Raw genomic sequence first — 26564 nt, 5'->3', positions numbered from 1 at the left:
TATAACAATATTAAATGAATAACAACTAAAATATAAATACTATGAATAATCAAAATGGGGATATTAGCAAATGTCCTTTTCTGAGTGGAGAACAAACTAAAGCTGCAGGTGGCGGAACATCTAATAGAGATTGGTGGCCAAATGAATTAAAATTAAATATTTTAAGACAAAATGGAGCTAAATCTAATCCATTAGGAGAAGATTTTAATTATGCTGAAGCTTTTAATAGTGTTGATTTTGCAACACTAAAAAAAGAAGTTATTGATTTAATGACAGATTCTCAAGATTGGTGGCCAGCAGATTATGGCCATTATGGACCTTTTATGATTAGAATGGCATGGCATAGTGCAGGAACTTATAGAGTAGGAGATGGAAGAGGTGGTTCTGGTTCTGGAACACAGCGTTTTGCACCCCTTAATAGTTGGCCAGATAATGGTAACTTAGATAAGGCACGTTTATTATTATGGCCAATTAAAAAGAAATATGGTAAAAAACTGTCTTGGGCAGATTTAATGATTCTTGCTGGTAACTGTGCGTTAGAGTCAATGGGCTTTAATACGTTTGGTTTTGCTGGAGGAAGAGAAGATGTTTGGGAGCCAGAACAAGATATTTATTGGGGGTCTGAAAACCAATGGTTAGGAAACGATGAGCGTTACGATACTAGTGATAGTGATTTAGAAGGGCATTTAGGAGCTGTACACATGGGATTAATTTATGTAAATCCTGAAGGGCCAAACGGAGAGCCAGATCCATTAAAATCTGCACACGATATAAAAATAACATTTGGTCGTATGGCAATGGATGATGAAGAAACCGTGGCATTAGTTGCTGGAGGGCATACATTTGGTAAAGCGCATGGTGCAGCAGATCCAGATCAATATGTTGGAGCAGAACCTCATGGCGCTTCTATAGAAGAAATGAGTACAGGTTGGAAAAATACTTTTGGTTCTGGTGTATTAGATGATGCAATTACTAGTGGAATAGAAGGTGCTTGGACGCCTAACCCAACACAATGGGATCATGATTACTTTGATGTATTACTAAATTACGATTGGGAATTAACTAAAAGTCCAGCTGGAGCACACCAATGGACACCAACTGCGGCTTCTAATGCAAAAATGGCACCTAAAGCAGGAGATGCTAATGGAAAACAAGCGTTAATGATGACTACTGCCGATATGGCTTTAAAAATGGATCCTACTTATTTAGAAATCTCTAAACGTTTTCATAAAGATCATAAAGCATTCGAAGACGCTTTTGCAAGAGCATGGTATAAGTTAACACATAGAGACATGGGGCCTGTATCTCGTTATTTAGGACCTGAGGTACCAAAAGAAGAGTTGCTTTGGCAGGACCCAATTCCAACAGTAGATTATACTTTAAGTGATGAAGATATAGACTCTTTAAAAGTAAAAATTATAGCGTCAGGACTATCTGTATCTCAATTGGTAAAGACAGCTTGGGCATCTGCATCTACTTTTAGAGGATCAGACAAGCGAGGAGGTGCTAATGGAGGACGTTTACGATTAGAACCACAAAGAAGTTGGGTAGTTAATAATCCAGCAGAATTAAATAAAGTATTAAATGTTCTGGAAGAAATTCAGAAAGAATTTAGTGGTACAATTTCCATGGCAGATTTGATTGTTTTAGGAGGGAATGCAGCAGTTGAAACGGCTGCCGTAAGAGCAGGATACTCGGTTGATGTACCATTTACTCAAGGTAGAGGAGATGCTTCTCAAGAACAAACAGATATAGAATCGTTTGGCTACTTAGAGCCATTGGCAGATGGATTTAGAAACTATATAAAATCTGATTTAAAAGTTGCTGCTGAAGATTTATTAGTAGATAAAGCAAACTTATTAACACTTTCTATTCCAGAAATGACTGTTTTAGTTGGTGGGCTTCGTGTTTTAGGTGCTAATTACGATGGTTCTAAGCATGGTGTGTTTACAAATAATGTGGGTAGCCTTACTAATGATTTCTTTACTAATGTTTTAGACTTTGGAACCACATGGAGTGCCACAACTCCTGAAGATAAAGTTTTTGAAGGTAAAGATAGAAAAACTGGTAATGTATTATGGACAGGAACTCGTGCAGATTTAATTTTTGGTTCTAATACAGAGTTAAGAGCAGTTGCTGAAGTTTATGGAAGTGAAGATGCAAAAGAACAATTTGTAAACGATTTTGTTGCAGCTTGGGCAAAAGTGATGGATTTAGATCGTTACGATGTAAAATAAATTGAATTAGATAAATGATACTATTGGGGTAGGTATTAATATAATATTTACTCCAATTTTATTTTATAAAAAGGATTATAATGGATGATATTAAATTGTTATTTGAAGCCATTCAGTTGGGAGATAAAACTAGTGTAGAAACACAAATAAAAAGTATCCCAAATATTGTGAATGCTAAAGACTCTAGAGGGTTTACCCCTTTAATATTTGCTTCTTATTTTGATAAAAAAGAGTGTGTAGAGCTATTACTTAAATATAATGCATTGGTAGACGATACAGATGCTTTAGGTAATACAGCACTTATAGGAGTTTCTTTTAAAGGAAATATAGATTTAGCATCACTTTTAATTAAAAATGGAGCAAATGTAAATGCTAAAAATAATCAAGGCATAACTCCAGTAATATTTGCTTCAATGTATAATCAAGTAAAAATGATAAAGCTTCTGCAAAACAATAAGGCTGACATTAGCATAAAGGATAATGATGGTAAAACTGCTTTAGATTATGCTAAAGAAAAAGGTTTTGAAGCTATTATTGATTGTTTTAAATAGTATTAACAAAATAAAAAAAATGAATATCCGTATCAATCATAAAGTTTACCGTTAACCAGAACTTGTTTTAGGTTTTCACCATGAAGCATCTATATTTTTAGGTGTTATGTGATGCTGAAACAAGTTTAACATGACACGATAATTAGTATTATGGTACAAAACGGACAATCAAAAAAAAAATCCACTTTCTAAAAAGTGGATTTTTTAATGTAATTATTTTTTCTTTTTCTATTTATCTATAGATCCTAAAACACGTTTCATAAAACTATTTAAAGCTTCTTTTTGCGGTGTTCCTTCCTTTATCATTTTATTCACTTCCATTGCACCATACATATTAGAGATTAATTCTCCTATGACATCTAGTTCTTCATCTTTTAAAGAAGGAACTTCTGTTAAAGCTTCTAATGTTTCTATAGTTTCAACAATGTAATCTTCATCATTGTTTTCAATAAATTGTGTTAAGTGTTTTATTACTGGTAATTTCATAGAAAATTTTAGTTTCGTTTTTGCTTTCCAACTCGACTTAGAATAAATTCTAATATTTAAATGAAAAACATGTTAAAACCGCTTCTAATGTATACTAGAAGCGGTATTGTTTTATATAACTTCGTTAACTAATTCTTTTAAAACGTCGAACTTGTTAGTTTGTACTTGGTTAACAAAAGTTCCATTTTTAAACGTAGCAAATGTTGGTAAATTATCTACAGTTGCTAACTGTCTAGATTCTGGAAATTTTTCTGCATCTGCAATAACAAATGTTACATTGTCTAACTCTGAAGCTAGTTTTTTAACTTTTGGTTTCATAATACGGCAGTTGCCACACCATGTTGCAGAATATTGTACAACAACAGTTTCGTTATTGGAAACGACTTCGTTTAAATTGTCTTGACTTAATTCTTGTAGCATGACAAAATTAGTTTACGTGAGCAGCTAAATACTCTGCAGTTGCATTTCTATTAGCACCCATTGCTTCTTTTCCTTCTTCCCAGTTTGCAGGGCAAACTTCTCCATTTGTTTGTACGTGAGTGTAAGCATCTACTAAACGTAAAAATTCGTTTACGTTACGTCCAACTGGCATATGGTTAATACCTTCATGGAATACAACACCATCTTCGTCAATTAAGTAAGTTGCTCTGTAAGTTACGTTATCACCATCTACAGTTATCACTCCGGTTTCTTCGTTATACTGCTCATTAGTAACGTCTAAAATTCCTAGAGTAGACGCTAAGTTTCTGTTAGAATCTGCTAAAAGTGGGTAAGTAACACCTTCAATTCCACCATTATCTTTTGCAGTGTTTAACCAAGCGAAGTGTACTTCTGGAGTATCACAAGAGGCTCCAATAACGATAGTATTACGCTTTTCAAATTCTGCTAAAGCAGATTGGAACGCGTGTAACTCGGTTGGGCAAACAAAAGTAAAATCTTTTGGGTACCAGAATAGTAATACTTTTTTCTTATTTTTTTTTGCTTCTTCAAGAACGTTTAATTTGAAAGTATCTCCCATTTCGTTCATTGCATCCACATTTAAGTTTGGGAATTGTTTTCCTACTATTGCCATTGTATTTAATTTTATAATTAATGATTCGTTTTTCAGTGTGCAAAGATACGTTGCATCATGAGAAATTGGAACATTAATAAAATTTTAAATACTTATTTCTTAATAGTATTTATTTATGGTAATTGAAAATGAGTGTATTATGTTTTATTTGCTAGTTTTTAATTGCCTTATTTTAATATTAAGAGCAGCAAACAATAGTGTTGTAAATGGACTTAGCCAATTAAATATTGCGTACATAAAATATTGGCTAACATCAACGCCCAACACTCCACTTTGGTAAGCTCCACAAGTATTCCAAGGAATTAATACTGAGGTTACTGTTCCTGAATCTTCTAGTGTTCTACTAAGGTTTTCTGGAGCTAAGCCTTTATCTTCGTAGGCTTGTTTAAACATTTTTCCTGGTATAACTAAGGCTAAATATTGGTCTGAAGCAATTGCATTTAAGCCTAAACAACTTATTACTGTACTGGCAAATAAACCAAAAACAGTGGAAGCAAAAGATAAAAGAGCATTTGTTATTCTAGATAAAGCTCCAATGGCATCCATGACACCTCCAAATACCATGGCACAGCATATTAAATATATTGTCCAAAGCATACCGTTCATTCCGCCAGAGCTAAATAGATCATTTAATTTTTCATTATCTGTAGTAATTTGAGTATCAGTAAATATTGAAGTAACAACTGCTCCTAATTTAGATTCAGATAGCCCCGTTAATATTTCTGGTTGAAATATAAAAGCAAATACAGCAGCAAGTAATACCCCTGTTCCTAAAGCTATTAAAGGCTTTGTTTTTAATAAAATTAAAGCAATAACAACTCCTGGTACAATAAAAAGTAATGGAGAAATATTAAAGGTTGAATTTATAGTTGTTAAAAGTCCGCTAACATCTGCACTACCAGTAGTATCAATAGTTGTACTTAAAATAGCAAATACAATTAAAGTTATTAGTATGGTTGGTACAGTAGTAATTGTCATATAACGAATATGCGTAAATAAATCTGTGCCCGCCATAGCAGGTGCTAAGTTTGTTGTATCACTTAAAGGCGACATTTTATCTCCAAAATATGCTCCAGAAATTACAGCTCCAGCAATCATTCCAGTTGGTATACCTAAAGCACTACCAATACCTATTAATGCAATACCAACTGTGGCAGAAGTTGTCCAAGAACTACCAGTTGCAATAGATATTATTGCTGCAATAATTACAGATGCTGGTAAAAATATTGAAGGATTAAGCACTTGCAATCCATAATATACCATGGCAGGAATGATCCCACTAATTAACCAAGTTCCAGCCAAAGCTCCAACTAAAAATAATATCATGATAGGGACAAAAACACTTTTTAAATTCTCCCAGATTTCTTTTAACATAATACCAAACGATACCTTATTGAAAAAACCAACACCAGCAGCAACAACTCCTGCCATTAATAAAATTAATTGGTTAGAGTAATCTCCAAGCATAGCACCATCTGCAAAGAAAATATTATAAGCTAATAAAGCCATTAAAAAAACTACAGGTATTAAAGCCTCCCATATATTTAATTCTTTGTTATCTATTATTTTTTGATCTTCTATATCTATTTCTGAAAGGTTGTCGTCTTGCATTATCATTTGGTTTTTAAGAAATGTAATGTTACGATTTTAGTAGAAGTTATGCAAATTGAATTGCTTACTGTAAATTAGCGTTTTATATGGATTCTATAACTCAAATTGTACTTGGAGCTGCTTGTGGAGAAGCTGTTTTAGGAAAAAAAATAGGAAATAAGGCGCTTTTGTTTGGTGCTATTGGTGGTACTATTCCAGATTTAGATGTTTTTATTGGTCGCTTATTATATAATAATGAGATTGATATTATGTTGTTTCATCGTGGTTTTATGCACTCTATTTTATTTTCTATTTTAGGTGCTTTCCTTTTTGGTTGGCTCGTTCATAAATTATATAATACAGGGAAGCGACAGTATTATACGACAACACAAGATTGGATTAATTTATTCTTTTGGTCCTTATTAACACATCCTATTTTAGATTGTTTTACACCGTATGGCACACAATTATTTGCTCCTTTTTCTAATTATAGAGTAGCTTTTAATACTATAGCAGTGGCAGATCCTATGTATACACTTCCTTTTTTAATTTGTATACTTATGGTAATGTTTTATAAACGACAGACAAATACACGGCGTTTATATTTAAAACTAGGGTTTGGATTAAGTTCTTTATATATACTATTTACAATTGGAAATAAATTTTATGTAGACTCTGTGTTTAAAAAGACTTTAAATGAAAAAGGGATTACTTATCAACGTTTTAGTACACAGCCTTTTATTTTAAACAATATTTTATGGTACGGTATTGCAGAAACCGAAACGTCTTATTATGTAGGGTTTTACTCTTTATTAGATTCAAAAAATAATTTTACTGATTGGGAAGAGTTGCCTAAAGAAAGAGCCATAGATATTAGTGATTATAAAAACTTAAAGGCTTTATCTTGGTTTAGTAATGCGTACTATAATATTATAAAAAATGAAGATGATACTTTTTCATATCAAGATTTAAGGTACCCAATTATTAAAACGGAAGACAAATCCTCCTCAGTTTTTAATCTTACATTATTTAAAGATAAAAATCGTTTAAATATGCTGCCTTTTGAGCCAGACAGAGGCGACTTTAATAAAGTAATGTCTACATTATGGGAACGTTTAAAGGGTGTATAAAAAAAGACCTATAGTTATTTTAAACTGTAGGCCTTTTTTATTGATTTGTTATAGTATTAATTTAATAATGCTTCAGTTTCTATCTTTAATTCCCCTATCATTTTAACCTCATTTTTTATAGTATTAAAATTTGGAGAATGTTGCATTACTCGCTCTATTAGCTTATTGTATTGTTCTTGAGTACCATTACCTTGAACATTAAAAATAAATTTTAATTCAGGAAAACCAGAATTAACTTGCTTATCTATGCCTAAAAAACCATTAAGGTCTAATTCTCCGTCAATTTCAATATTTAACTTGTTAATTTCTATTTTCATTGCAGTAGCCCCAGCCATAAAAGTTACGGCCATGCAACCAGCTAAACCACCTAGCATGTATTCGGCTGGATTAGGCGCATGGTTTACACCTAATAATTGTGAGGGTTCGTCTATAACAAACTCAAAATCTCTTATAATTTTATGTTCCCCTAAAACCATGTTTTTGGTTTTTACCTTAGTTTTGGTTCCACTTACCCAATCTAAAGAGATGCCATAAGATGCTTTGCCCTCTTTATTACTATCTTTTACTTCGTTAGTAAACTCGCTAAGTCCAGCGATATTAATATTATTTAGCATACCAGTTCTTTTTTAAATACGTTATTAATAGCTTGTTTAAAATCTGAAATTAAGTCTTCAATGTCCTCTATGCCTACAGAAAGGCGTATAAGACCTTCATTGATACCAATATTTTTTTGTTGTTCTTTTGTTAGTGAGGCTTGAGAGGTGTTATACGGTAATGATATTAAACTTTCTACACCGCCAAGACTTGTGGCTTCTTTAGGTAATTTTAAGTAACTTAATAATTTGTGCGCGTTAGTATTACCACCCTCAATTTCAAAACTTATCATACCAGAGTATTTTCCTTTCATCTGTGATAAAGCAAGATCGTGTTGCGTATGTGAGGGTAAACCTGGATAATAGACTCTTTTTATTTTGTCGTGAGTTTCAAAAAAATGAGCCAGTTTTAAAGCATTTTCATTATGTGTTCTCATTCTAAGAGCAAATGTTTTTAAACTACGCTCTAATAAAAAGCAGGCATGAGGATCCATAGAGCCTCCATTTTTAAGTAATTGTGGCCATATCCTATCTATTAATTTTCTAGAGCCAGATACCGTTCCGCCAATTAAATCCGAATGCCCATTTAAGTACTTTGTCGCAGAATTAACCACTAAATCTACACCCAAATCTAAAGGTTTTACATTGTATGGTGTTAAAAATGTATTATCAATAACGACTCTTAAATTATACTTTTTAGCCAATGCAACTAAATCTTGTATTGGAGTTATTTTTAAAAGCGGATTAGTTAATGCTTCAAAATATAACACTTTTGTATTGTCTTGTATTGCACTTTCAATAGCTTGTATGTCTGTAGGAGAGGTAAAGGTTACAGACATCCCGTAACGGTATAAATCTTCGTATAGAAAGTTATAAGTACCTCCATAAATGTCTCTTGAAGAGACTACATGGCTTCCTTTATCTAAAATGGCTAATAATGTAGAGGAAATTGCTGCCATACCAGAAGAAAATACAATAGAACTTTCTGCATTTTCTAATGATGATAGCTTTTCTTGTACACTCCATTGCGAAGGATTTCCATATCTAGAATATATCATTTCATCTCTTCCTCGTCCTTCTTCTATAGCTTTATACGAGGCTTCGTTTAAATAGAATGTAGAGCATTGATAAATAGGGGTGCCTAAGGCTCCTGTTTTTGGGTCATTGTATTGCCCAGCATGCACAGATTTTGTAGAATCGTTAAATTCTGTGTATGCGTCTTTATGTAGCGAAGGGCCTTTTTCCCTTTTGCGTTTTAAATCATTTAACCACATAAGTTTAGGTTGTTTTTATTGAGACTTTGTTATACTGAGACTAATTGTTCTTTTTTTACAGCTTCTGTTGTTTTTTTATAAATGGGTGTTGTTTTTAAAATATAATCGTTTAAATATTTAGCATCGTTTTGTACACCTCCAAGTGTAGCCGAACCTCTAGTGTGTAGCCATGGCAAACCTAAATAGTATAATCCTTTAGTTTCACTAACACCTCTATAGTTTTTTGGATAATTTTTAGAATCCATTTGTTCACCTTCAATCCAATTAAAATTAGGTTTAAATCCTGTAGCCCATATAATATTTTTTATAGACGAAATAGTTTCTTTCTCAAAAATTATAGACTCTTTATTAGCATCTAAAGTTCTACCAACACATTGCACATTACTTTTTTTAAATAATGCTTTTACATCTGTTCCTATTACTGGCTGTCTGCCATTTATTAATCTTTTACCAATCCAAGAATGTTTTGTGGCAGATAAAAATCCAATTTTTTTAAACCACCACCATAGCGTTTTACCAAGAATTTCCTGTGGTAGCGTTGCTATATCTGTTGTACCAGAAAAATATACTTTTCTGTTAGTTTCCGATATTTCTTGTAAAATTTGTACTCCAGAATCTCCAGCACCTACAACCAAAGTTTCTCCTTCTTGTAATTGACTAGGGTTTTTATAGTGTTCACTGTGAATTTGAACAATATTATCGGCTATTTTTAAATGACAAGGTGGGGTAAAAGGAGTGTGAAATGGCCCTGTAGATACTACTACATTTTTAGCCTTGAATGTCTTGTTTTTACTGCTTAAAACAAAGTGATCTCCTTCTTTATTTAAAGCTGTTATTTTTTCATTAAATGTAATAGGAATATTATATGTTGCAACGTATAGTTTTAAATAATCAGCTACTTCATATTTACTAGCATAGTGTCCTTTTTTATGAGGAAAAGGTAACCCCGGTAAGTTATTAAATTCCGATGGTGTAAATAATTTTAAGGAGTCCCAACGCTTTAGCCAAGGTGCTCCAGCTTCAGAATTTGCATCAACGACCAAAAAGTCGCGATTCTGTTTTTTTAAATAATAGGCCATTGATAATCCAGCTTGACCAGCTCCTACAATAATGAAATCTTTCATAAAATTATTTATAATAATAATCAAAATTAAATTTAAGTAGATTAATAACCAATCATTTTTATTTTTTTTAGAAAATAAAACTATTATTTTTGTTTTATATAGTTTTATTTATATATTAAAATATAGTTTTAACTAGTTTAATAGAAAAATTTTCAATGATGCAATTTGATAGTATAGATCGAAAGCTTATCGCTTTATTACAAGAGGATAGTAAAAAAACCAATAAAGAGTTTTCTAATGTGTTAAATTTATCTGTAACCGCAGTCTATGAGCGTATTAAAAAGTTAGAAAACCATGGCGTTATAGATAAATATGTGGCTTTAGTAAAAAAAGAAAAGGTAGATAAATCGTTTGTTGCATTTTGCCACATTAAATTATCTCAACATACGCAGGATTATGTTGTTAAATTTGAAAAAGAAGTTACAGGTTTAGAAGAGGTTTTAGAATGTTACCATATAAGTGGTGATTACGATTATCTTTTAAAAGTTTTAGTTAAAGATATGGAAGCTTTTCGTGAGTTTATGGTTAAAAAATTAACCTCTATAAGCCATATTGGTAGTACGCACAGTATGTTTATGATTAATGAAGTTAAACATACCACAGCGATCTCTTTATAGGTGTTATTAGGATGTTATACTAGTTAGTTTTAAATTTGAATATGCAATCTACATTATATAAAAGCATAGAATTTTTTTTACTATTTATAATAGTACCTATAAGTTTCGTGATTGAGTTTCCTGTTTGGATTAAAATGGTAATTGGACTCTTGGGGTTTTTATACGTAGTATTTTTACTGTTAAGAGTAGAAAAAGAGACATTTAAACTTTCTAAAGGTATAGATTGGAAAACATTTTTTAAATACACACTGTTAAAGTTATTTGGTATTGCATTGCTAACACTATTATATGTGTATTTTACAAATGCCTCAAACTTATTTATCGTTTTAATAGAAAACCCAATCTTGTGGATTAAAATACTGTTTATTTACAGTTTTCTTTCTGTTTATCCACAAGAACTAATTTATAGAACATTTTATTTTAAGCGTTACGAAGCATTATTTATAAATAAAAAACAGTTTTTATTTATAAACGCTATTGTATTCTCATTAGCACATTTGTTTTTTAAAAACACATTAGTTATTGTCCTAACTTTTTTTGGTGGTTTGTTGTTTGCTTTTACATATAATAAAACGCGATCTACTGTTTTAGTAAGTATTGAACATGCTATATATGGTTGTTGGTTATTTACTGTAGGTATGGGAGAAATGTTAGGGTTTCCTTCCTCAGATTTTAATATGTAATTTTAAGGCAAAACACTAAATAAAAATAAAAGTAAATATGAAAAAAATCATTATCAGTGATTCGTATAAGAGCATTCAATGTTGTACTTTTGTTTAAATTTATAATTTATGTCATTTCCGTATAAGAGGAAATATTACACTAAATAAAACTTATTTATGAGTAAATACGATGTAGCCGTTATAGGCTCAGGACCTGGAGGATATGTAGCAGCAATCCGTTGTGCACAACTAGGTATGAAAACTGCAATAATCGAAAAATATTCAACATTAGGAGGTACATGTCTTAACGTAGGATGTATTCCAAGTAAAGCATTATTAGATTCTTCTCATCACTATGAGGATGCTGTAAAACACTTTGAGGATCATGGTATTGAAATTCCTGGAGATATTAAAGTAAATCTAGAAAAAATGATTGCTCGTAAGCAATCTGTAGTAGACCAAACTACAGGAGGAATCGATTTCTTAATGAAGAAAAACAAAATTGATGTTTACGAAGGTGTTGGTAGTTTTATTGATGCTACTCATATAAAAATAGAAGGTAAAGATGCCTCAGAAATTGAAGCTAAAAATACAATTATAGCAACAGGTTCTAAGCCATCTACACTACCATTTATATCTATAGATAAAGAGCGTATTATTACTTCTACAGAAGCTTTAAAACTTAAAGAAATACCAAAACATTTAATTGTTATAGGAGGTGGTGTTATAGGTTTAGAGTTAGGGCAAGTATATAAAAGGTTAGGTGCCGATGTGTCTGTTGTAGAATATATGGACAGAATTGTACCAACTATGGATGCTGGTGTTTCTAAAGAACTAAATAAAGTTTTAAAGAAGCAGAAATTTAAAATGAATACGTCTCATAAAGTGAAATCTGTTGAGCGTGTTGGTGATGAAGTTGTTGTTAAGGCAGATAATAAAAAAGGAGAAGAAGTAGAGTTTAGAGGTGATTACTGTTTAGTCTCTGTAGGACGTCGTCCATATACAGATGGTTTAAACTGTGAAGCAGCTGGAGTAAAACTAACCGATAGGGGACAAGTAGAAGTTAATGGACATTTACAAACATCTGCTAGTAATATTTATGCTATTGGTGATGTTGTTAAAGGCGCAATGTTAGCGCACAAAGCAGAAGAAGAAGGTGTTTTTGTAGCAGAAACTTTAGCTGGACAAAAGCCACATATAGATTATAACTTAATTCCAGGTGTTGTTTACACATGGCCAGAAGTAGCTGCTGTTGGTAAAACAGAAGAAGAGTTAAAAGAAGCAGGTATAGAGTATAAAGCAGGACAATTTCCAATGCGTGCTTTAGGTAGAAGCAGAGCTAGTATGGATTTAGATGGTTTTGTTAAAGTATTAGCAGACAAAACTACAGATGAAATATTAGGTGTACACATGGTTGGTGCTCGCGCTGCAGATATGATTGCAGAAGCGGTTGTGGCTATGGAGTATAGAGCAAGTGCAGAAGATGTATCGCGTATGTCTCATGCGCATCCTACTTTTACTGAAGCTATTAAAGAAGCTGCATTAGCCGCTACAGATAATAGACCATTGCATATATAAACAAATAGCTTTAAACAGGCATTTTATAATATCTAAAAAGCGAACCTAAATTTAGGTTCGCTTTTTTTATTACATTTAGTTTCTAAATAAAAACGATATGTATGTGGGAAGATAAACTTAAGTTATACGACGAAATAGTAGCTATGTGCCCTGATTTTGAAAGGAAAGGTAAAAAAATGATATATACGTCGTCTAATGGCTATATGTTTACACTTTTAAATAAAGCTGGAGAAATAGGCATACGTTTATCTAAAGAATCGCAAAAGACTTTTAAAGAAAAACATGAAGCGACTATTTACAAATCTTACGGAGCGGTAATGAAAGATTATGTATTAGTACCAGAACATTTGTATAACGACAAGGCATTACTAGCGTCGTATTTTCAAGAAAGTTTTACTTATGTAAATACTTTAAAACCTAAGTAGAGCATTTAATATTGCTCTAACCGCGCTAAAACTTCTTTTCTATAACTTCTACTAATTGGTAGTGCTTGTTTATTTATAGTAATATGCTCGTTAGTAAAAGATTCGATATTTTGTATAGAAATAATAAACGAGCGATGTATTCTAATAAATTGTTGCTTTGGTAATTTGGCTTCAATAGCACTTATAGTTTCTCTGGTAACAATAGTTTCATTTGGTAAATGAATTTTTATGTAATCGCTATAACTTTCTATATAAATAATGCTATTAAAATCTATTTTTAGCATTTTTCTCTCCGAGCGTACAAACATAAAACTATTAGTAGACTCAATAGTCAGTACTTTGTGTTCTATATTAGTATTGTAAACTTCAAAATAAGTAGTTACTGCTTTTAATAAACGCTCAAAGGCTATGGGTTTTAAAAGATAATCTACTGCTTGTAACTCGAACCCTTCTACAGCATAATCTCTATAGGCAGTTGTAAATATTATTTTAATATCTTTATTAATAGATTTAGCAAAGGCTATTCCAGATATTTCTGGCATATTGATGTCTAAAAACACTAAATCTATAGTATTATTACTAATACAGTTAAAGGCTTCAATTGCATTGCTGCAACTTTTTACAATAGTTATGTTTTTTATTTTAGCAAGATGTGTTGCTATAACTTCTCTAGCTATGGCTTCGTCATCTACTATAATACATGCTATTTGTTTAGACATTATTGTAATTGAGATTTTGTGTTTAGTGTTAGTTTAACTTCAAAAGAATCATTATTTCTATTAATATCTAGATTGTAGTTGTTTTTATATAATAATTCTAGCCTTTTTTTTATGTTTTCTAGTCCAATACCTTGTTGCTCGTTATTGGTATTTTGTACTGTGTTTTTTATATAAAAATATAGACTATCATTTTCAAAATTAATAGTGATATCTATTTTTAGTATTCCGTTTTTTATAGTACCATGTTTAAAACTATTTTCAACAAAAGGAATGAGTAACATAGGTGCTATTTGTAAGGTTTCGGGTATAGTATTAGAAATAAAAGAAACATCCAATGTATCATTAAAACGCAATTGTTCTAAAGCAATATAATCTTTTAAATGATTTATTTCTTCAGTTAAACTTACAAAAGGTTTATCTACTTGATATAATAAATAATCCAATAAATTCGAGAGTTTTAAAATCATTTCGGGCGTTTCTTCAGCTTTTTTTATAGCAAAACCATACATTGTATTTAATGTATTAAATAAAAAGTGAGGATGTATTTGCATTTTTAAATAGTTAAGCTCCTGTTCCTTTAATTTTAATTGAGCTTCTAAAATTTTTTTTTCTAAAGTGTTCGCTTTAGTTATATTTTTCAGGTTTAATTGTAATAATTTAAACGCACTAACTATAAGCGTTACTAAGTAAACTCCAGTCATTACAAAAATAATATTCTTATTTATTGGACCAATGGCACTGTATTCAAAATGAGAAAGATATAAAACACTTAATGCTATAGACGTAAATATAGCATAAGCCGATATTATTAAAGTATATACTGTATATAACCCAAAACGGAAGTACCGTTTAGTAATTAAATAGCAAGGAATTAGCTTATAAATAAAAACATAAGTAGTAGCTATTGTAACAGGCATTAAAAACAGGGCAAAATTGAAGGCGTTAAAATAGTTTTTATTACCAACTCCAAAAAAATAAGTAAAAAAGAAAAGCACACTTACCCAAAATATAATATGAATAAGCACTTGTTTTATTGTTTTAAAAATATGTTTTCTTTTTAGCATTTATACAGTTTAATGATACAATAATAGTATATTTTCTATTGTATTTATTCTTTTTATAGACGAATAACTGGTTTAGCAACCGTTTTAGCATTTCTGTTATCTACTCCCTTAAATAGGTTACTCATCGCATTTTAGTTTTTTCAACGATAAGTGATATTATGTTTGCTTTAAGTTTAATTAAAAATGACAAACTATATGAAAAAACAAATTGTATTATTTCTATTCTGTCTAGCCTTTATTGGAGTGCATGCACAAGATTATAAGCAATTAGATCGGTTATTGGAAACGTTGTCTAATAACACAAAAGTAATGGGAAGCCTTTCTATTATTAAAAACGGAGAATCGGTTTATAATAAATCTGTTGGCTATCAATATTTATCTAAAGACAAGAAAACACGATCAAATATAGACTCGAAATATAGAATAGGGTCTATTACCAAAACGTTTACGTCTACTTTAATTTTTCAATTAGTTGATGAAAAGAAGATTATGTTAAAGGATAAATTATCTAAGTATTTTCCAGAAATAGAAAATGCTTCAAAAATTACAATTCATCATTTATTAACGCACAGTAGTGGCTTATATAATATAACTAATAGCCAAAATGTAACAGAATGGATTTATAAGCCTTCAACTAAAAAAGAGATGCTATCTAGGATTAAAAAATACGATGCTGTATTTAACCCGGGCGAGAAAAACGAATACAGTAACACCAATTTTTTGTTACTAGGTTATATTATTGAAGCTATAGAAAATAAAACTTATGAAGCGGTTTTAAAAGAGCGTATTATAGATAAATTAAATCTAAAACATACGTATTACGGGCATAAAATAAATAGTAATAATAACGAATGTCTATCTTACACATACGAAAATGAATCATGGAGTAAAAGTCTAGAAACAGACATGAGTAATCCTGGTGGGGCAGGAGCTATAGTATCGTCTGCTAAGGATCTGACCTTATTTATAGAAGCTTTATTTAATAATCAATTAATGTCTACAGAAAGTTTAAAGAAAATGATTACACCATTAAACGATGATTACTGTAGTGGTATATTTTACTCTAAAGTAGAGGGACAAACTATTTATGGACATGAAGGAAGTATAGATGGTTTTCATTCTATGTTAATATACCTTCCAGATCATAAAATAGGAGTAGCCTTTACAGCAAATGCATTGAATTATAGTAAAATGACTATTATGCTTAATGCTGTTTCTGTATGTCTTGGAAAAGAAATAGTAATACCAACTTTTGAGAAAATTGAATTAACAGTAACAGAAGTTAAACAATTTGAAGGCATTTATGAAAGTAAAGAATTACCTTTCGATTTGGTTTTTGAAGCACATGGAACTATTTTAAAAGGCGCTCCAGAAGGAAGTAACTTAAAAGAATTGGTTGCTGCTAAAAAAAATGAATTTAGATTTGATACTCTGGGTATAATATTAAAGTTTAACCCAGAAAACCATACACTTTTATTTACAAGGGCAAATAACCCAACCGTTCTATTCACTAAAAAAAACTAATTTAAAAACTTATATTATTATGAAATCTATTATATTATTAAGCTTAGCTGCTAACAAGTTTCAAGAAGGAGGACCATTATTCATGTCTTTAATTTTAATCTGTTTACTGCTATCATTAGCCTTTACAATAAGAGGTATTATTATTAATAAAAAAAATGCCAAGCAATCTAAAAAAATGCTGAGCCTATCTATAGATACTGGACTTCTTGGCTTAACAGTTGGCTTTTTAGGTTCTATTTTAGGGCTTATTCAAATGTTTGATGTATTGCAATCTATGGGGGAAACAGATCCAGGTATTTTTGCTGCAGGGCTTAAAGTATCGTTATTAACTGCTACTTTTGGCTTGTTTACGTTTGTTGTTTCTAGAGTTGGTATTTTAATTTTGAGATGGATTCAAAAAGAAGATACTAAAGTCTAATAATATTATATAACATCAATCAAATCCTGAATGCGTAATCTCTTACTGTAGTCATAATCATTTATGTCTCTTATAAGGCATTGCGCATTTATACTATTGTCCTCAACACGTTTTAAAAGGTACTCTGCTGGAACAGGGCCATATTCTTCAGACTGTTCTATATAATAATATTGATGCTTATTAATAATGTTTTTAGCTTTATTTACATATTTATCATGTAAATAATTAGTAATATCATCGTAAGTATTAAAGGTGGTGTTACTTCTGGTTTCATTTATAAAAACGGCTAAATTATTAGAGTGTCTATCTATATCTAAGGTTAAAATATCTTTATCTCTAAAATTCATTTTAATAACATTAATTTCTCCATTAGCAGTAATACGAATATAATTAGCATTAACATAATGCCATTGCGCTTTAGAAACAGAACCGTTTGTTGTACGGGTTAATTTATTGTCATCGTGAAAAAAATAGAAAGTCTTTTCATCTTTAATTTTATTTACTAAAACCCAAGTTTGGTTTACCAATAGGTTTTTTATATCTACTTCTTTGTGAGATACGTCCTGTTGCTGGTTTAATAAATTAAATAAATCTTCCATTCTATAAATTTACTTTATTTTTTAATTAATGTATTTTAATTTTAAAAATTAACAAAGTTTAAGATTAAAGGAATCTAATAAAATGGCGACAGATTGTAATAATATAGCTTAATTATAAAATTTGTTATTAATTATAATAACAAATAATGTAAAAAAGAGGAGTTTATTGTGTTAGAGCTCTTAAAATTATTAAATATCAGTAATCAATCATAAAGTTTACCGCTAACCTGAGTTAGTTTCTCGTTTTCTCCACGAAGCATCTATATTTTTAGGTATTATATAGTGCTAAAACAAGTTTAACATGACATTGTAGTATTATAATACAAAACGGACAAGCTGTAAAACTATTATGAAACTGAGATTATTTCTTTTTATTCCGTTTATTATAATTTTTATCTCCTCTGGTTTTAGGTTTTTTATATTTAGCTGCTATTTTAAATTTGTATGAACCTCCTAAATTTGTTTTAGAGTTTTTTTCAGATTTTTCATGAAACGCAGCTCCAGGGGCATCTTCGTCTTTTCTTCGTTTGTGTGGGTTATTACGCTCTTTTATTTGCGGGCGTTCTTCTTCAATTAATTCTGTAGAAACTTCAACACTTTCTGGGAACTCTAATAAGGGAATTTCCATTTGCATTAGCTGTTCTATATTTTGTAAACTTTCCTGCTCTTTTTCAGTAGAAAACATTAACGCATGTCCTTTACGTTCTGCACGACCAGTTCTACCAATACGGTGCATATAATTTTCTGGATATGCGGGTGTATCAAAATTAATAACATGAGAGACATTGTCTATATCTAAACCACGCGCCATAACATCTGTAGCCACTAGAATCCTGTTAAAACCTTCTCTAAACTGCTCTATGCTTCGTAATCTGTAATTTTGCGTTTTATTAGAGTGAATAACACATAGCTCTTCTTTAAACTCTTCATCTAAACTTTCAAACAAACGATCGGCCATTTTTTTAAAAGCCACGAAAATTAATACTTTATTATACGTTTCAGTATCTAGAAGTAAATGCTTTAGTAAATTTAATTTTGTGTAGAAATTTGGTGTATTATAGCGTTCCTGAGTTATGTTGTCTAGAGGTGTACCAGATGCTGCAATAGATACTTTTTGAGGCGCAATAAAGAAATCTGTTATCAAGTCATCGACATCATGCGTCATAGTAGCCGAAAACATAATATTTTGGCGACGTTCTGGAAGAATATCAAAAATATTAATTAATTGATGTCTAAATCCAAGATCTAGCATAACATCTACTTCATCTATAACCAATTTTTGTATAGATTTTAATTGTAATACACGACTTAAAGCTAAATCGTAAAGACGACCAGGCGTTGCAACTAAAATATCTATACCTTGCGCAATAGCCTGTTTTTGGGTATTAATATTTGTACCTCCATAAACACCAAGTACACGGTTGTTTATGTATTTAGAGAGCTTTTCAATTTCATCAACAACCTGTACAACTAATTCTCTGGTAGGAACCAAAATGAGCACCCTAGGGTTTTCCTGTTTAGAAAACTTTAAGTTCTTTAAAATTGGAAGCATATACGCAAAAGTCTTTCCAGTACCGGTTTGTGCAATACCTACCATATCTTTTCCGCTAGCTACAACGCTAAATGCTTCAGCTTGTATAGGTGTGGGGGTCGTAAAACCCAAATCGTCTAATGCGTTATATAAGGGCGTATTTAAATTTAAATCTTGAAAAGTCACAGTATCCATAATATTATGTGCGCAAAGGTAAACTTAAAAACTTAATTTTCACTGTTTTTAGTTTTTTCAAAAATTAAAGCTTTGGCTTGAGCTTTCCAATCACTTGTTGTTTGTTTCCAATTGGTATAAATAGGGTAAGGTTTTAGTTCTTCCTTTTTATAAATAGCATCGTCAACTTCTGTTACTATTAGATAAGATTCAGAAGTTTCATCACCTTCATTTTCATAATTGTAAATGAGATTGTGAACATAATAGGTTTTTTTATCAATTTTTAACTGGCCTAGTAATTCCTTTTTTGTTGGATATTCTTCACTAGATTCTAGATACTCTTGTAATGATAGGTTAACATATGCATCCGTAGACTTATATTTTTTAGGAACTTTTTTAAAGGCTTTTACTTTATAATAAGCTTTCATTAACCCCATTCTAGTATCCATACTATCTAATAATTGTTTTTTAAGTTCTTTAGGTAGTGTATATCCATTTACAATTCGTGTTTCGGCAGCATTAGATGTTAACCAAGCGTTAGAATTTGCTTTTATTAAACTTGAGGTAAATGCATCAATTGGATTTTTTGTAGAAGTAAAGCTTATTTTATTAGCTGTCGCTTTGTAATAGTTTAAATAACTATATATAAGGGCGTGTTTAGAATAATCATATTCTTTTTCCTTTAGCATATTTAAATAATCTTTTAAATCATCATTTGCATGTTCATTTACCTTTTTAAATTTAGATAAAATACTATTTTTTTTATTGTAAGTAGAATTTAATACTCTGGTAGAGATATTTAAAATTTGCTTGCGATAATTAGTAATAGCATTTAGCTTTAATAGTTCTGTATAGCTATCTACAGCTAAGGGTATAGAATCATATAAAGGAACAAATAAACTATAAGAATAGTTAGTTTTAAGAATAGGCGGGGTATTAAAAAGTAAATCTTTATATACAGCTATATTATTCTTGTAATCTAATTTTGGTATGCTTCTTATAATAGAAGCTTTTAAGTCTTCAGAAGTATCTTTTCTTAAATAGATTGTCTTTAAAAAGGGTATAGTGTTCTCATCGTTTATATTATTTAATTCATTTACAATGGCTTCTGTTACCATTACTTTATTTTTTAAAGAAGGATATTTTAAATCTACTACGTTGTATAATTTTGGTAAATCTTCTTTGTTAAATTCATAATAATTAAAAGCTCCTATTGCATTTTTAAAAACAATACTATCTTTAGATTTTAAATCAGTAATAATACGATTGGTTTTAGAACTATAATAGTCTATAGTTTTAGTATTTTTTAGTGGTAGGTAGCTTTTTAAAATAGTATTAGTTATTTTACTATCTATGCTCTCTTTACTAGTATAGGCACTTGCTAAAAAAAATAAATCATTATCTAACCATTGTACATGCCTACTCGTAAATTTACTTTTCTTATTATATAAACGAAACTCTAATGCATTTTGATTTCTAAATTTAATATGTTCTTTACTTACTAAAGAATCATTCCATCCTTTAAAATCATCAATAATATTATCATACATAACATTTAAAGAATCCACTTTAAAATAAGGCTTAAGTTTAGAGAAACTAAAAGCATATACGTTTCCATTATTTTCATCTCTTGTATAATAATCTGTGGAATTATAAATATAGTTTTCAGAATAATCTTCATTATCTATATCCATTCTATTATTTTTTAAAAGATTAAAACTAAAAGAATCTTCTGTAATAGTAACTAAATTACTGTCTTTAAAATCAATTAGCTTAAAGCTATCAAAAAAGCGTTCATCTATACTTATTTTTTCTTCTGCTTTAGATGATTGACTTAAAAGAAGATATGTTCTATTCCCTCTAAAAAATAATATACAAAGTGAAGGATATTTATTGTCTATAAGTAATTGGTACTCTTTAGCTTCTATACCTTTAAAAATAATGTTTTTTGGTTCTCCTATAATTTTTGCTCGTGTTAAAAAAGCTTTTGACATTTCTTTATACGATGCTTCGACATCTTCGATTTTGTATCCTAATGGCAAATCGTTGTAACGGAATAAATAATTTTTATTATTTTCTACATCTGAAGCGAAAAAAATGTTTAAATCATAAGTAAGCATTTTACCTGTGCTATCAGGACTTTCTGCTTTTCGAGATAAATCTTTTGGTGTTGTAGGTAGCTCAATAGAAAATGCTCCAGTATCGTACGTATAACTAATCCAATCTGTGGATTTTACTTTAGGCAAAGGTTTTGGGGCTGTAAATTTTACAGAATTAAAGAATCTTTTTGAAGAATTGGATTCAATATTATCATCATTTCCTAAAATAATAAATTGATAAAAGATATCATCTTTGGCAATGTAGGCAGATTTAATAGTTGAATAATCAGAAGCAAGCGCTTCGTTTTTATCTAGTTCCATAGTCACTAAATACCCTGGGACATTATCCATAATAATAGATTCTCTAGTAGTTTTTATGGCCTTATATTGTTCAATATTTTTGTTAATTATCCTTGCTATTATAGTACTGTCATTTTCATTTTTTTTATTTCCTCTTACATCTAAAGCATAAAAAGTATAACATTTTAAATTGGTTAAGTCTACACTAATATTAATATTAATGATGTTGGTACTGTCTGACGTTATTTTTGAAGGGACTTCAACACTATAGCCTAAATCGGAATCTTTAAAAGTATTCCACTGCATTTTTGAGTCGTCTATTTTATATTGTTCTTTTACTCCTGTAAAGTTTGCTTCTACTGCGGTTACTTTATATCCTTTAGCTCTTAATAATTCAATTAGGCCAAATTCCCCAGGTAAATGAGCGGCTCCAACGGCAGAAAATAATGACTTGTTTTTAGTTATTACATTAATAATACTTTTACACATTACTCTATTTCTACGCTCTAGTTGTAAAGTATATCCCTTATTCTGTATTAAATAATTATTTATTTTATTTATATCTCCAGAAATATAAATCTTGGTTATTTCTTCAAGACTTTCTTTATAATCTTCAATATTATGCTTTAAATAGTCTAGTATATACTCTTTTTGCTCATTTTTAGTAAGATTTTTAAAAGTATTCATTTGGTCATCAATACTTTCTAACCCAATAATTTCTTTTCGCATTGTTTTTGCATGAGCAAGTAAATGTAGATCTACAAAGTTATTTTTATCGGTTTCTTTATCTTCACTTGGACTTAATGAAAAGATGAAAGCGTCAAGATCTGTTATATCACTTTTTTCTATTTCATAGCCATGAACATCAAAAAAACGTTTAGATAATTTTTTGTAATCATTATCATCTAATAAATCTTTAAACTTTAAATACGCTTTTTGCGCATTTTTTTCTTTAATATTTAAAACACTTTCTAATATGGAATCTGGTTGGACTTCTAAAGCAAATTTTTCAGAGCTTTCTATAGCTGGTAATACAGCATCACTAAAATTAAATGCTCTAACATCATCAACATGCATAGTACCGAAAATATAAGATGGTTTTTTTAAACCTTTACCTTCAATTTTCCATAATAAACTATAAGAATCATTATTTTGTGCTTGTAAAGAAAAAGATGTTATAAAAAGAAATAGTAAAATTAACTGTTTCTTAAACAGTGTTTTTGAAAATGAATTCATAAGATTGGTCTAGTAAAGTCTTTTATTGGAATTATTGTACGAAAATAGAGAGATTCTTAATAAATTTGGCACTTATCTGAAAAAGATATTCTATTGAGGAAAAAAAAAATATATAACGTAAAAAACATAACTGCGTTTAAGCAAAAACTATTAACCTGGAGCACTCAATTTGATGATGCGGTTTGGTTAGACTCTAACCACCATAATGGACATTACTCTAATTATGATGCTATTTTAGCTGTAGATGCATTTACAGCAATACAAACCGACCATGTAGATGCTTTTGATAAATTTAAAGAATACCAAACCGTAACAAACGATTGGGTTTTAGGGTATTTAACTTACGATTTAAAGAATGATGTAGAAAAACTGCAATCAAATAATTACGACGGTTTAAACTTTCCAGAGTTATACTTTTTTCAACCTAAAAAACTATTTTTAATTAAAGGAAATACTGTAGAATTACAATATTTAAAAATGGTTGATGATGAATTTGAAAGTGATTTTAATGCCATCAAAACTACAAGTTTAAGTATAAAAACAGAGGAAGAACCTGTAAAAATTAAGCTAAGAATTCATAAAGAAGACTATTTTAATAAAATAGAAAAGGTACTGCACCATATACATAGAGGAGATATTTATGAAGCTAATTTTTGTCAAGAATTTTATGCAGAAAAGACAATAATTAATCCGTTAGAAACCTATAAAAACCTTAATAATATTTCTAAACCTCCGTTTGCTACTTTTTTTAAATTAGGAGATAAGTATTTGCTATCTGCTAGCCCAGAACGCTACATAAAAAAAGAAGGGAGTAAGATAATATCACAACCTATAAAAGGCACAGCGAAGCGGTCTAGAAATAAAAGCGAAGATGACGCTTTAAAACAAGAATTAGCATTAGACGAAAAGGAGAGAAGCGAAAATATAATGATTGTGGATTTAGTAAGAAACGATCTATCTTTAACCGCTACAAGAGGAAGTGTAGAAGTAGAAGAGCTATGTAAAGTGTACACATTCGATCAAGTACACCAGATGATTTCAACAGTAGTATCCAAAATAGATAAAGAAACACACCCAATAGATGTAATAAAAACGACTTTCCCAATGGGTAGCATGACGGGAGCTCCAAAAATCTCTGCAATGAAAATTATAGAAGCTTTAGAAGAAACAAAACGGGGGTTATATTCTGGAACAGTTGGGTACATTACACCAGAAGGAGATTTTGATTTTAATGTAGTTATTAGAAGTATTTTATATAACGAGACAAAACAATACGTATCGTATTCTGTAGGTGGTGCAATCACAGCAAAAAGTAATCCCTTAAAAGAATACGAAGAATGCTTAGTGAAAGCCAAAGCAATGCGACAAGTGTTAGAAGGATAATAAATGTTTACTTTATATAAACTTATAGGATAGTTATGGAAAACACATTTTCATTTAAACTACATAATACAGAACTGTTTGGGCAATATTGGAAACCACAACATGAAAAAGCAGTTGTTGTATTAGTGCATGGAATGGGGGAGCACATGTTACGTTTTCAAAATTCTGTAATACACTATTTATTACAATCTAGTTTTGCTGTTGTAGCTTTAGATTTATATGGACATGGAAGAAGTAAGGGAAAGAGAGGACATTGCCCAAGTTATGAAGCGCTATTAGATGCAGTAGATTACACTATAAACAAAGCACAACAATTATTCCCAGAAAAACGTACATATCTCTATGGCCATAGCTTAGGCGGCAACATTGTTATTAATTACACACTAACAAAAAACCATGCAATACATGGAGTAATAGCAACAAGCCCTTTTTTACGCCTTGCTTTTACACCACCAAAATGGAAGTTAACCATAGGTAAATTATTATATAAACTATGGCCTTCGGTAACACTATCCAATGAATTAGATATCACTGCAATTTCTAGAGACACAAAAGAAGTAGAAAACTATAGTAAAGACGCTTTAATACACAATAAAATAAGCCCTATGTTTTCTTTTCCTGTGTTTAACGCAGGAGTATATGCTTTAAATAACGCAAATAAGTTACAAACACCAATGCTTGTTTTACATGGTACAGGAGATAAAATAATAGACTATAAAGCAGCGGAAGAGTTTTGCAATAGTACAGATAAAGCAAAACTAGTATTGTTTAAAGAGGGCTATCATGAGCTACATCATGACCTTTGCAAAGAAGAATTTATAGAAACAGTACTTAAATGGTTGGACAATATGTAAATTAGCACTATGATTAAAACGTTTAAAAATCATATTGAAAATCAATTACCGTTTCTAAAAGAAAAAAAGTTACTTATAGCCATCTCTGGAGGCTTAGACAGTGTTGTATTAACACACTTATGTTATAAATTAGGTCTAAATATAAGTTTAGCCCACTGTAATTTTAATTTAAGAGGAAAGGAGAGTGATGAAGATGAAGCCTTTGTATTAGAATTAGCAGAGCAACTAAATTTAGAACTATTTACCCAAAGCTTTGATACTTCTAGATATGCAAATAATAATAAATTGTCTATTCAAATAGCCGCTCGCGAATTACGTTATACATGGTTTAAAGAACTATCTAAACAATTACAATTCGACTATATATTAACAGCTCATCATGCAGATGATGCTCTAGAAACATTTTTAATAAATTTAACAAGAGCAACTGGTTTAGATGGATTAACAGGTATTCCTGAATTAAATAATACCATAGTAAGACCCTTGTTACCATACTCTAGAGGAACAATAGAACATTTCGCTAGAACGAATCATTATACATGGAGAGAGGATAGTAGTAATGCATCAACAAAATACCTTAGAAATAAACTGCGCCATGATGTAATTCCTATTTTAAAAGAAATTAATCCACAACTTTTAAATGGATTTCAAAGCACATTGCAACATTTACAAGATGCAGCAGATATTGTTGAAAATAGTGTAAGCGATGTATTAAAAAAGGCTATAGTTAAAGAAACCAAAACCACTATAACTTACAATATATCGGTTTTTAAAGCATTAAAAACCCCCAAAGCCTATATATATCATATTTTTAAAGTATATGGGTTTACCGCCCATAATGATGTGTATAATCTATTAGAAGCCCAATCCGGTAAACAAGTATTTTCTAAAACACATAGATTAATTAAAAATAGAGAGAATTTAATACTAACAGTTATAGCAAATGAAGCAGACAATAGTATTTTAATATCTAAAGAAAATAAAGTAATAAAAACACCTTTAGGAACTATTATTTTTAAGGAAGTAAATGAAGTTTCTAAGACCCAAAAAAATGAACTCTTTGTAGATGCCGATACACTACAATTTCCTTTAGAAATTAGAAGATGGAAAGACGGGGAACTCTTTTACCCTATGGGAATGCAAGGGAAAAAGAAATTAAGTAAATTTTTTAAAGATGAGAAATTTTCTTTGCTAGATAAAGAAAAATGTCTGTTATTGTACTCTAATAATGAAGTCGTTTGGATCATTAATTATCGAGGGGATAATCGTTATAAAATTACCGAAAAAACAAAGAGAATTTTTAAAATTACATTGCAAGATTAAT

At 30.3% G+C, this 26564-nt stretch carries 24 protein-coding genes; 12 read left to right on the top strand and 12 right to left on the bottom strand.

Going from position 1 to position 26564, the window contains the following annotated elements:
• Positions 1 to 41 precede the first annotated feature (41 nt).
• A complete protein-coding gene (katG, locus tag ACVC08_RS18230; RefSeq protein ID WP_452603132.1) occupies positions 42 to 2237 on the top strand; it encodes a catalase/peroxidase HPI in 2196 nt (731 codons plus the stop codon).
• A gap of 80 nt (positions 2238 to 2317) precedes the next feature.
• Entirely contained in the window at positions 2318 to 2788 is a 471-nt protein-coding gene (locus tag ACVC08_RS18225; RefSeq protein WP_452603131.1) for an ankyrin repeat domain-containing protein, read from the top strand.
• 228 nt (positions 2789 to 3016) lie between these two features.
• On the opposite strand, the gene ACVC08_RS18220 is transcribed toward ACVC08_RS18225, so the two are convergent.
• The 4 genes from ACVC08_RS18220 to nhaC all read right to left on the bottom strand — a co-directional run bounded on the left by ACVC08_RS18220 (position 3017) and on the right by nhaC (position 5957).
• Positions 3017 to 3274 carry a DUF6952 family protein gene (locus ACVC08_RS18220; RefSeq protein WP_452599827.1) on the bottom strand — a complete coding sequence of 86 codons (258 nt, stop codon included), beginning with the start codon at positions 3272 to 3274 and terminating at the stop codon, positions 3017 to 3019.
• Positions 3275 to 3385: 111 nt separating this feature from the next.
• A complete protein-coding gene (locus ACVC08_RS18215) occupies positions 3386 to 3694 on the bottom strand; it encodes a thioredoxin family protein (protein WP_452599826.1) in 309 nt (102 codons plus the stop codon).
• A gap of 7 nt (positions 3695 to 3701) precedes the next feature.
• A complete protein-coding gene (locus ACVC08_RS18210; RefSeq protein ID WP_452599825.1) occupies positions 3702 to 4346 on the bottom strand; it encodes a redoxin domain-containing protein in 645 nt (214 codons plus the stop codon).
• Between the two features lie 144 nt (positions 4347 to 4490).
• Positions 4491 to 5957 carry a Na+/H+ antiporter NhaC gene (gene nhaC, locus ACVC08_RS18205; RefSeq protein ID WP_452599824.1) on the bottom strand — a complete coding sequence of 489 codons (1467 nt, stop codon included), beginning with the start codon at positions 5955 to 5957 and terminating at the stop codon, positions 4491 to 4493.
• Positions 5958 to 6043: 86 nt separating this feature from the next.
• On the opposite strand from nhaC, the gene ACVC08_RS18200 reads away from it, so the two are divergent.
• On the top strand, positions 6044 to 7066 hold the full coding sequence (locus ACVC08_RS18200; RefSeq protein WP_452603130.1) for a metal-dependent hydrolase: 1023 nt from the start codon (positions 6044 to 6046) through the stop codon (positions 7064 to 7066).
• 56 nt (positions 7067 to 7122) lie between these two features.
• Here ACVC08_RS18200 and ACVC08_RS18195 read toward each other — a convergent pair whose 3' ends face one another.
• From ACVC08_RS18195 to ACVC08_RS18185, 3 genes are read right to left on the bottom strand one after another with little or no spacing between them, the layout of a single operon-like run.
• Positions 7123 to 7680, bottom strand: coding sequence for an OsmC family protein (locus tag ACVC08_RS18195; RefSeq protein ID WP_452599822.1), 558 nt, complete (start codon positions 7678 to 7680; stop codon positions 7123 to 7125).
• A complete protein-coding gene (locus ACVC08_RS18190; protein ID WP_452603129.1) occupies positions 7674 to 8933 on the bottom strand; it encodes a trans-sulfuration enzyme family protein in 1260 nt (419 codons plus the stop codon). The genes ACVC08_RS18195 and ACVC08_RS18190 overlap by 7 nt, the downstream gene beginning before the upstream one ends.
• A 29-nt stretch (positions 8934 to 8962) precedes the next feature.
• The gene (locus ACVC08_RS18185; protein ID WP_452603128.1) at positions 8963 to 10057 is read right to left on the bottom strand and encodes a flavin-containing monooxygenase; all 1095 of its coding nucleotides are present in this window, start codon (positions 10055 to 10057) and stop codon (positions 8963 to 8965) included.
• 158 nt (positions 10058 to 10215) lie between these two features.
• On the opposite strand from ACVC08_RS18185, the gene ACVC08_RS18180 reads away from it, so the two are divergent.
• The 4 genes from ACVC08_RS18180 (at position 10216) to ACVC08_RS18165 (ending at position 13339) form a co-directional block, all read left to right on the top strand.
• On the top strand, positions 10216 to 10674 hold the full coding sequence (locus tag ACVC08_RS18180) for an Lrp/AsnC family transcriptional regulator (RefSeq protein WP_452597406.1): 459 nt from the start codon (positions 10216 to 10218) through the stop codon (positions 10672 to 10674).
• A gap of 41 nt (positions 10675 to 10715) precedes the next feature.
• Positions 10716 to 11357 (top strand): CPBP family intramembrane glutamic endopeptidase, encoded by a 642-nt coding sequence (locus tag ACVC08_RS18175; RefSeq protein WP_452597404.1) that lies wholly within the window; start codon positions 10716 to 10718, stop codon positions 11355 to 11357.
• Positions 11358 to 11513: 156 nt separating this feature from the next.
• A complete protein-coding gene (gene lpdA / locus ACVC08_RS18170; RefSeq protein WP_452603127.1) occupies positions 11514 to 12914 on the top strand; it encodes a dihydrolipoyl dehydrogenase in 1401 nt (466 codons plus the stop codon).
• Positions 12915 to 13015: 101 nt separating this feature from the next.
• Positions 13016 to 13339: a hypothetical protein gene (locus ACVC08_RS18165; protein ID WP_452603126.1), complete on the top strand. Its 324-nt coding sequence runs from the start codon at positions 13016 to 13018 to the stop codon at positions 13337 to 13339.
• Between the two features lie 5 nt (positions 13340 to 13344).
• Here the strand turns inward: ACVC08_RS18165 and ACVC08_RS18160 are convergent, their stop codons facing one another.
• Together ACVC08_RS18160 and ACVC08_RS18155 are read right to left on the bottom strand one after the other, a co-directional pair.
• Positions 13345 to 14058, bottom strand: coding sequence for a LytR/AlgR family response regulator transcription factor (locus tag ACVC08_RS18160; RefSeq protein WP_452603125.1), 714 nt, complete (start codon positions 14056 to 14058; stop codon positions 13345 to 13347).
• Positions 14058 to 15122 carry a sensor histidine kinase gene (locus ACVC08_RS18155; RefSeq protein ID WP_452603124.1) on the bottom strand — a complete coding sequence of 355 codons (1065 nt, stop codon included), beginning with the start codon at positions 15120 to 15122 and terminating at the stop codon, positions 14058 to 14060. Before ACVC08_RS18155 ends, ACVC08_RS18160 begins: the two co-directional genes overlap by 1 nt.
• 195 nt (positions 15123 to 15317) lie before the next feature.
• Here ACVC08_RS18155 and ACVC08_RS18150 point away from each other — a divergent pair, with 195 nt between their 5' ends.
• Together ACVC08_RS18150 and ACVC08_RS18145 are read left to right on the top strand one after the other, a co-directional pair.
• Positions 15318 to 16646 carry a serine hydrolase domain-containing protein gene (locus ACVC08_RS18150; RefSeq protein WP_452603123.1) on the top strand — a complete coding sequence of 443 codons (1329 nt, stop codon included), beginning with the start codon at positions 15318 to 15320 and terminating at the stop codon, positions 16644 to 16646.
• Between the two features lie 19 nt (positions 16647 to 16665).
• The gene (locus ACVC08_RS18145) at positions 16666 to 17064 is read left to right on the top strand and encodes a MotA/TolQ/ExbB proton channel family protein (RefSeq protein WP_452603122.1); all 399 of its coding nucleotides are present in this window, start codon (positions 16666 to 16668) and stop codon (positions 17062 to 17064) included.
• A 5-nt stretch (positions 17065 to 17069) separates the two neighbouring features.
• Here the strand turns inward: ACVC08_RS18145 and ACVC08_RS18140 are convergent, their stop codons facing one another.
• The 3 genes from ACVC08_RS18140 to ACVC08_RS18130 form a co-directional block, all read right to left on the bottom strand.
• Complete coding sequence (locus tag ACVC08_RS18140) at positions 17070 to 17663, bottom strand: hypothetical protein (protein WP_452603121.1); 594 nt, start codon at positions 17661 to 17663, stop codon at positions 17070 to 17072.
• A gap of 361 nt (positions 17664 to 18024) precedes the next feature.
• Complete coding sequence (locus tag ACVC08_RS18135; protein WP_452603120.1) at positions 18025 to 19389, bottom strand: DEAD/DEAH box helicase; 1365 nt, start codon at positions 19387 to 19389, stop codon at positions 18025 to 18027.
• Between the two features lie 32 nt (positions 19390 to 19421).
• Positions 19422 to 23003: a TraB/GumN family protein gene (locus ACVC08_RS18130; protein ID WP_452603119.1), complete on the bottom strand. Its 3582-nt coding sequence runs from the start codon at positions 23001 to 23003 to the stop codon at positions 19422 to 19424.
• Positions 23004 to 23096: 93 nt separating this feature from the next.
• Between ACVC08_RS18130 and ACVC08_RS18125 the strand changes: the two genes are divergently transcribed.
• The 3 genes from ACVC08_RS18125 to tilS are packed head-to-tail and all read left to right on the top strand — an operon-like array spanning position 23097 to position 26563.
• The gene (locus tag ACVC08_RS18125; RefSeq protein ID WP_452603118.1) at positions 23097 to 24386 is read left to right on the top strand and encodes an anthranilate synthase component I family protein; all 1290 of its coding nucleotides are present in this window, start codon (positions 23097 to 23099) and stop codon (positions 24384 to 24386) included.
• Between the two features lie 35 nt (positions 24387 to 24421).
• The gene (locus tag ACVC08_RS18120; protein WP_452603117.1) at positions 24422 to 25240 is read left to right on the top strand and encodes an alpha/beta hydrolase; all 819 of its coding nucleotides are present in this window, start codon (positions 24422 to 24424) and stop codon (positions 25238 to 25240) included.
• Positions 25241 to 25249: 9 nt separating this feature from the next.
• A complete protein-coding gene (gene tilS / locus ACVC08_RS18115; RefSeq protein ID WP_452603116.1) occupies positions 25250 to 26563 on the top strand; it encodes a tRNA lysidine(34) synthetase TilS in 1314 nt (437 codons plus the stop codon).
• Position 26564 lies beyond the last annotated feature (1 nt).

The organism is Pontimicrobium sp. MEBiC06410, assembly GCF_053601615.1.
The sequence above is the reverse complement of the archived record's forward strand: the minus strand, read 5'-3'. Positions and strand labels throughout refer to the sequence as shown.

Bases quoted from the DNA above. Each gene is read 5' to 3' on its own strand.
- katG (WP_452603132.1), top strand. From the start codon at position 42: ATGAATAATCAAAATGGGGATATTAGCAAATGTCCTTTTCTGAGTGGA.
- ACVC08_RS18150 (WP_452603123.1), top strand. From the start codon at position 15,318: ATGAAAAAACAAATTGTATTATTTCTATTCTGTCTAGCCTTTATTGGA.
- ACVC08_RS18190 (WP_452603129.1), bottom strand. From the start codon at position 8,933: ATGTGGTTAAATGATTTAAAACGCAAAAGGGAAAAAGGCCCTTCGCTA.
- ACVC08_RS18130 (WP_452603119.1), bottom strand. From the start codon at position 23,003: ATGAATTCATTTTCAAAAACACTGTTTAAGAAACAGTTAATTTTACTA.
- ACVC08_RS18215 (WP_452599826.1), bottom strand. From the start codon at position 3,694: ATGCTACAAGAATTAAGTCAAGACAATTTAAACGAAGTCGTTTCCAAT.
- ACVC08_RS18220 (WP_452599827.1), bottom strand. From the start codon at position 3,274: ATGAAATTACCAGTAATAAAACACTTAACACAATTTATTGAAAACAAT.
- ACVC08_RS18180 (WP_452597406.1), top strand. From the start codon at position 10,216: ATGCAATTTGATAGTATAGATCGAAAGCTTATCGCTTTATTACAAGAG.
- ACVC08_RS18120 (WP_452603117.1), top strand. From the start codon at position 24,422: ATGGAAAACACATTTTCATTTAAACTACATAATACAGAACTGTTTGGG.
- ACVC08_RS18200 (WP_452603130.1), top strand. From the start codon at position 6,044: ATGGATTCTATAACTCAAATTGTACTTGGAGCTGCTTGTGGAGAAGCT.
- ACVC08_RS18145 (WP_452603122.1), top strand. From the start codon at position 16,666: ATGAAATCTATTATATTATTAAGCTTAGCTGCTAACAAGTTTCAAGAA.
- ACVC08_RS18160 (WP_452603125.1), bottom strand. From the start codon at position 14,058: ATGTCTAAACAAATAGCATGTATTATAGTAGATGACGAAGCCATAGCT.
- tilS (WP_452603116.1), top strand. From the start codon at position 25,250: ATGATTAAAACGTTTAAAAATCATATTGAAAATCAATTACCGTTTCTA.
- ACVC08_RS18195 (WP_452599822.1), bottom strand. From the start codon at position 7,680: ATGCTAAATAATATTAATATCGCTGGACTTAGCGAGTTTACTAACGAA.
- ACVC08_RS18155 (WP_452603124.1), bottom strand. From the start codon at position 15,122: ATGCTAAAAAGAAAACATATTTTTAAAACAATAAAACAAGTGCTTATT.
- ACVC08_RS18135 (WP_452603120.1), bottom strand. From the start codon at position 19,389: ATGGATACTGTGACTTTTCAAGATTTAAATTTAAATACGCCCTTATAT.
- ACVC08_RS18185 (WP_452603128.1), bottom strand. From the start codon at position 10,057: ATGAAAGATTTCATTATTGTAGGAGCTGGTCAAGCTGGATTATCAATG.
- nhaC (WP_452599824.1), bottom strand. From the start codon at position 5,957: ATGCAAGACGACAACCTTTCAGAAATAGATATAGAAGATCAAAAAATA.
- ACVC08_RS18225 (WP_452603131.1), top strand. From the start codon at position 2,318: ATGGATGATATTAAATTGTTATTTGAAGCCATTCAGTTGGGAGATAAA.
- ACVC08_RS18140 (WP_452603121.1), bottom strand. From the start codon at position 17,663: ATGGAAGATTTATTTAATTTATTAAACCAGCAACAGGACGTATCTCAC.
- lpdA (WP_452603127.1), top strand. From the start codon at position 11,514: ATGAGTAAATACGATGTAGCCGTTATAGGCTCAGGACCTGGAGGATAT.
- ACVC08_RS18165 (WP_452603126.1), top strand. From the start codon at position 13,016: ATGTGGGAAGATAAACTTAAGTTATACGACGAAATAGTAGCTATGTGC.
- ACVC08_RS18210 (WP_452599825.1), bottom strand. From the start codon at position 4,346: ATGGCAATAGTAGGAAAACAATTCCCAAACTTAAATGTGGATGCAATG.
- ACVC08_RS18175 (WP_452597404.1), top strand. From the start codon at position 10,716: ATGCAATCTACATTATATAAAAGCATAGAATTTTTTTTACTATTTATA.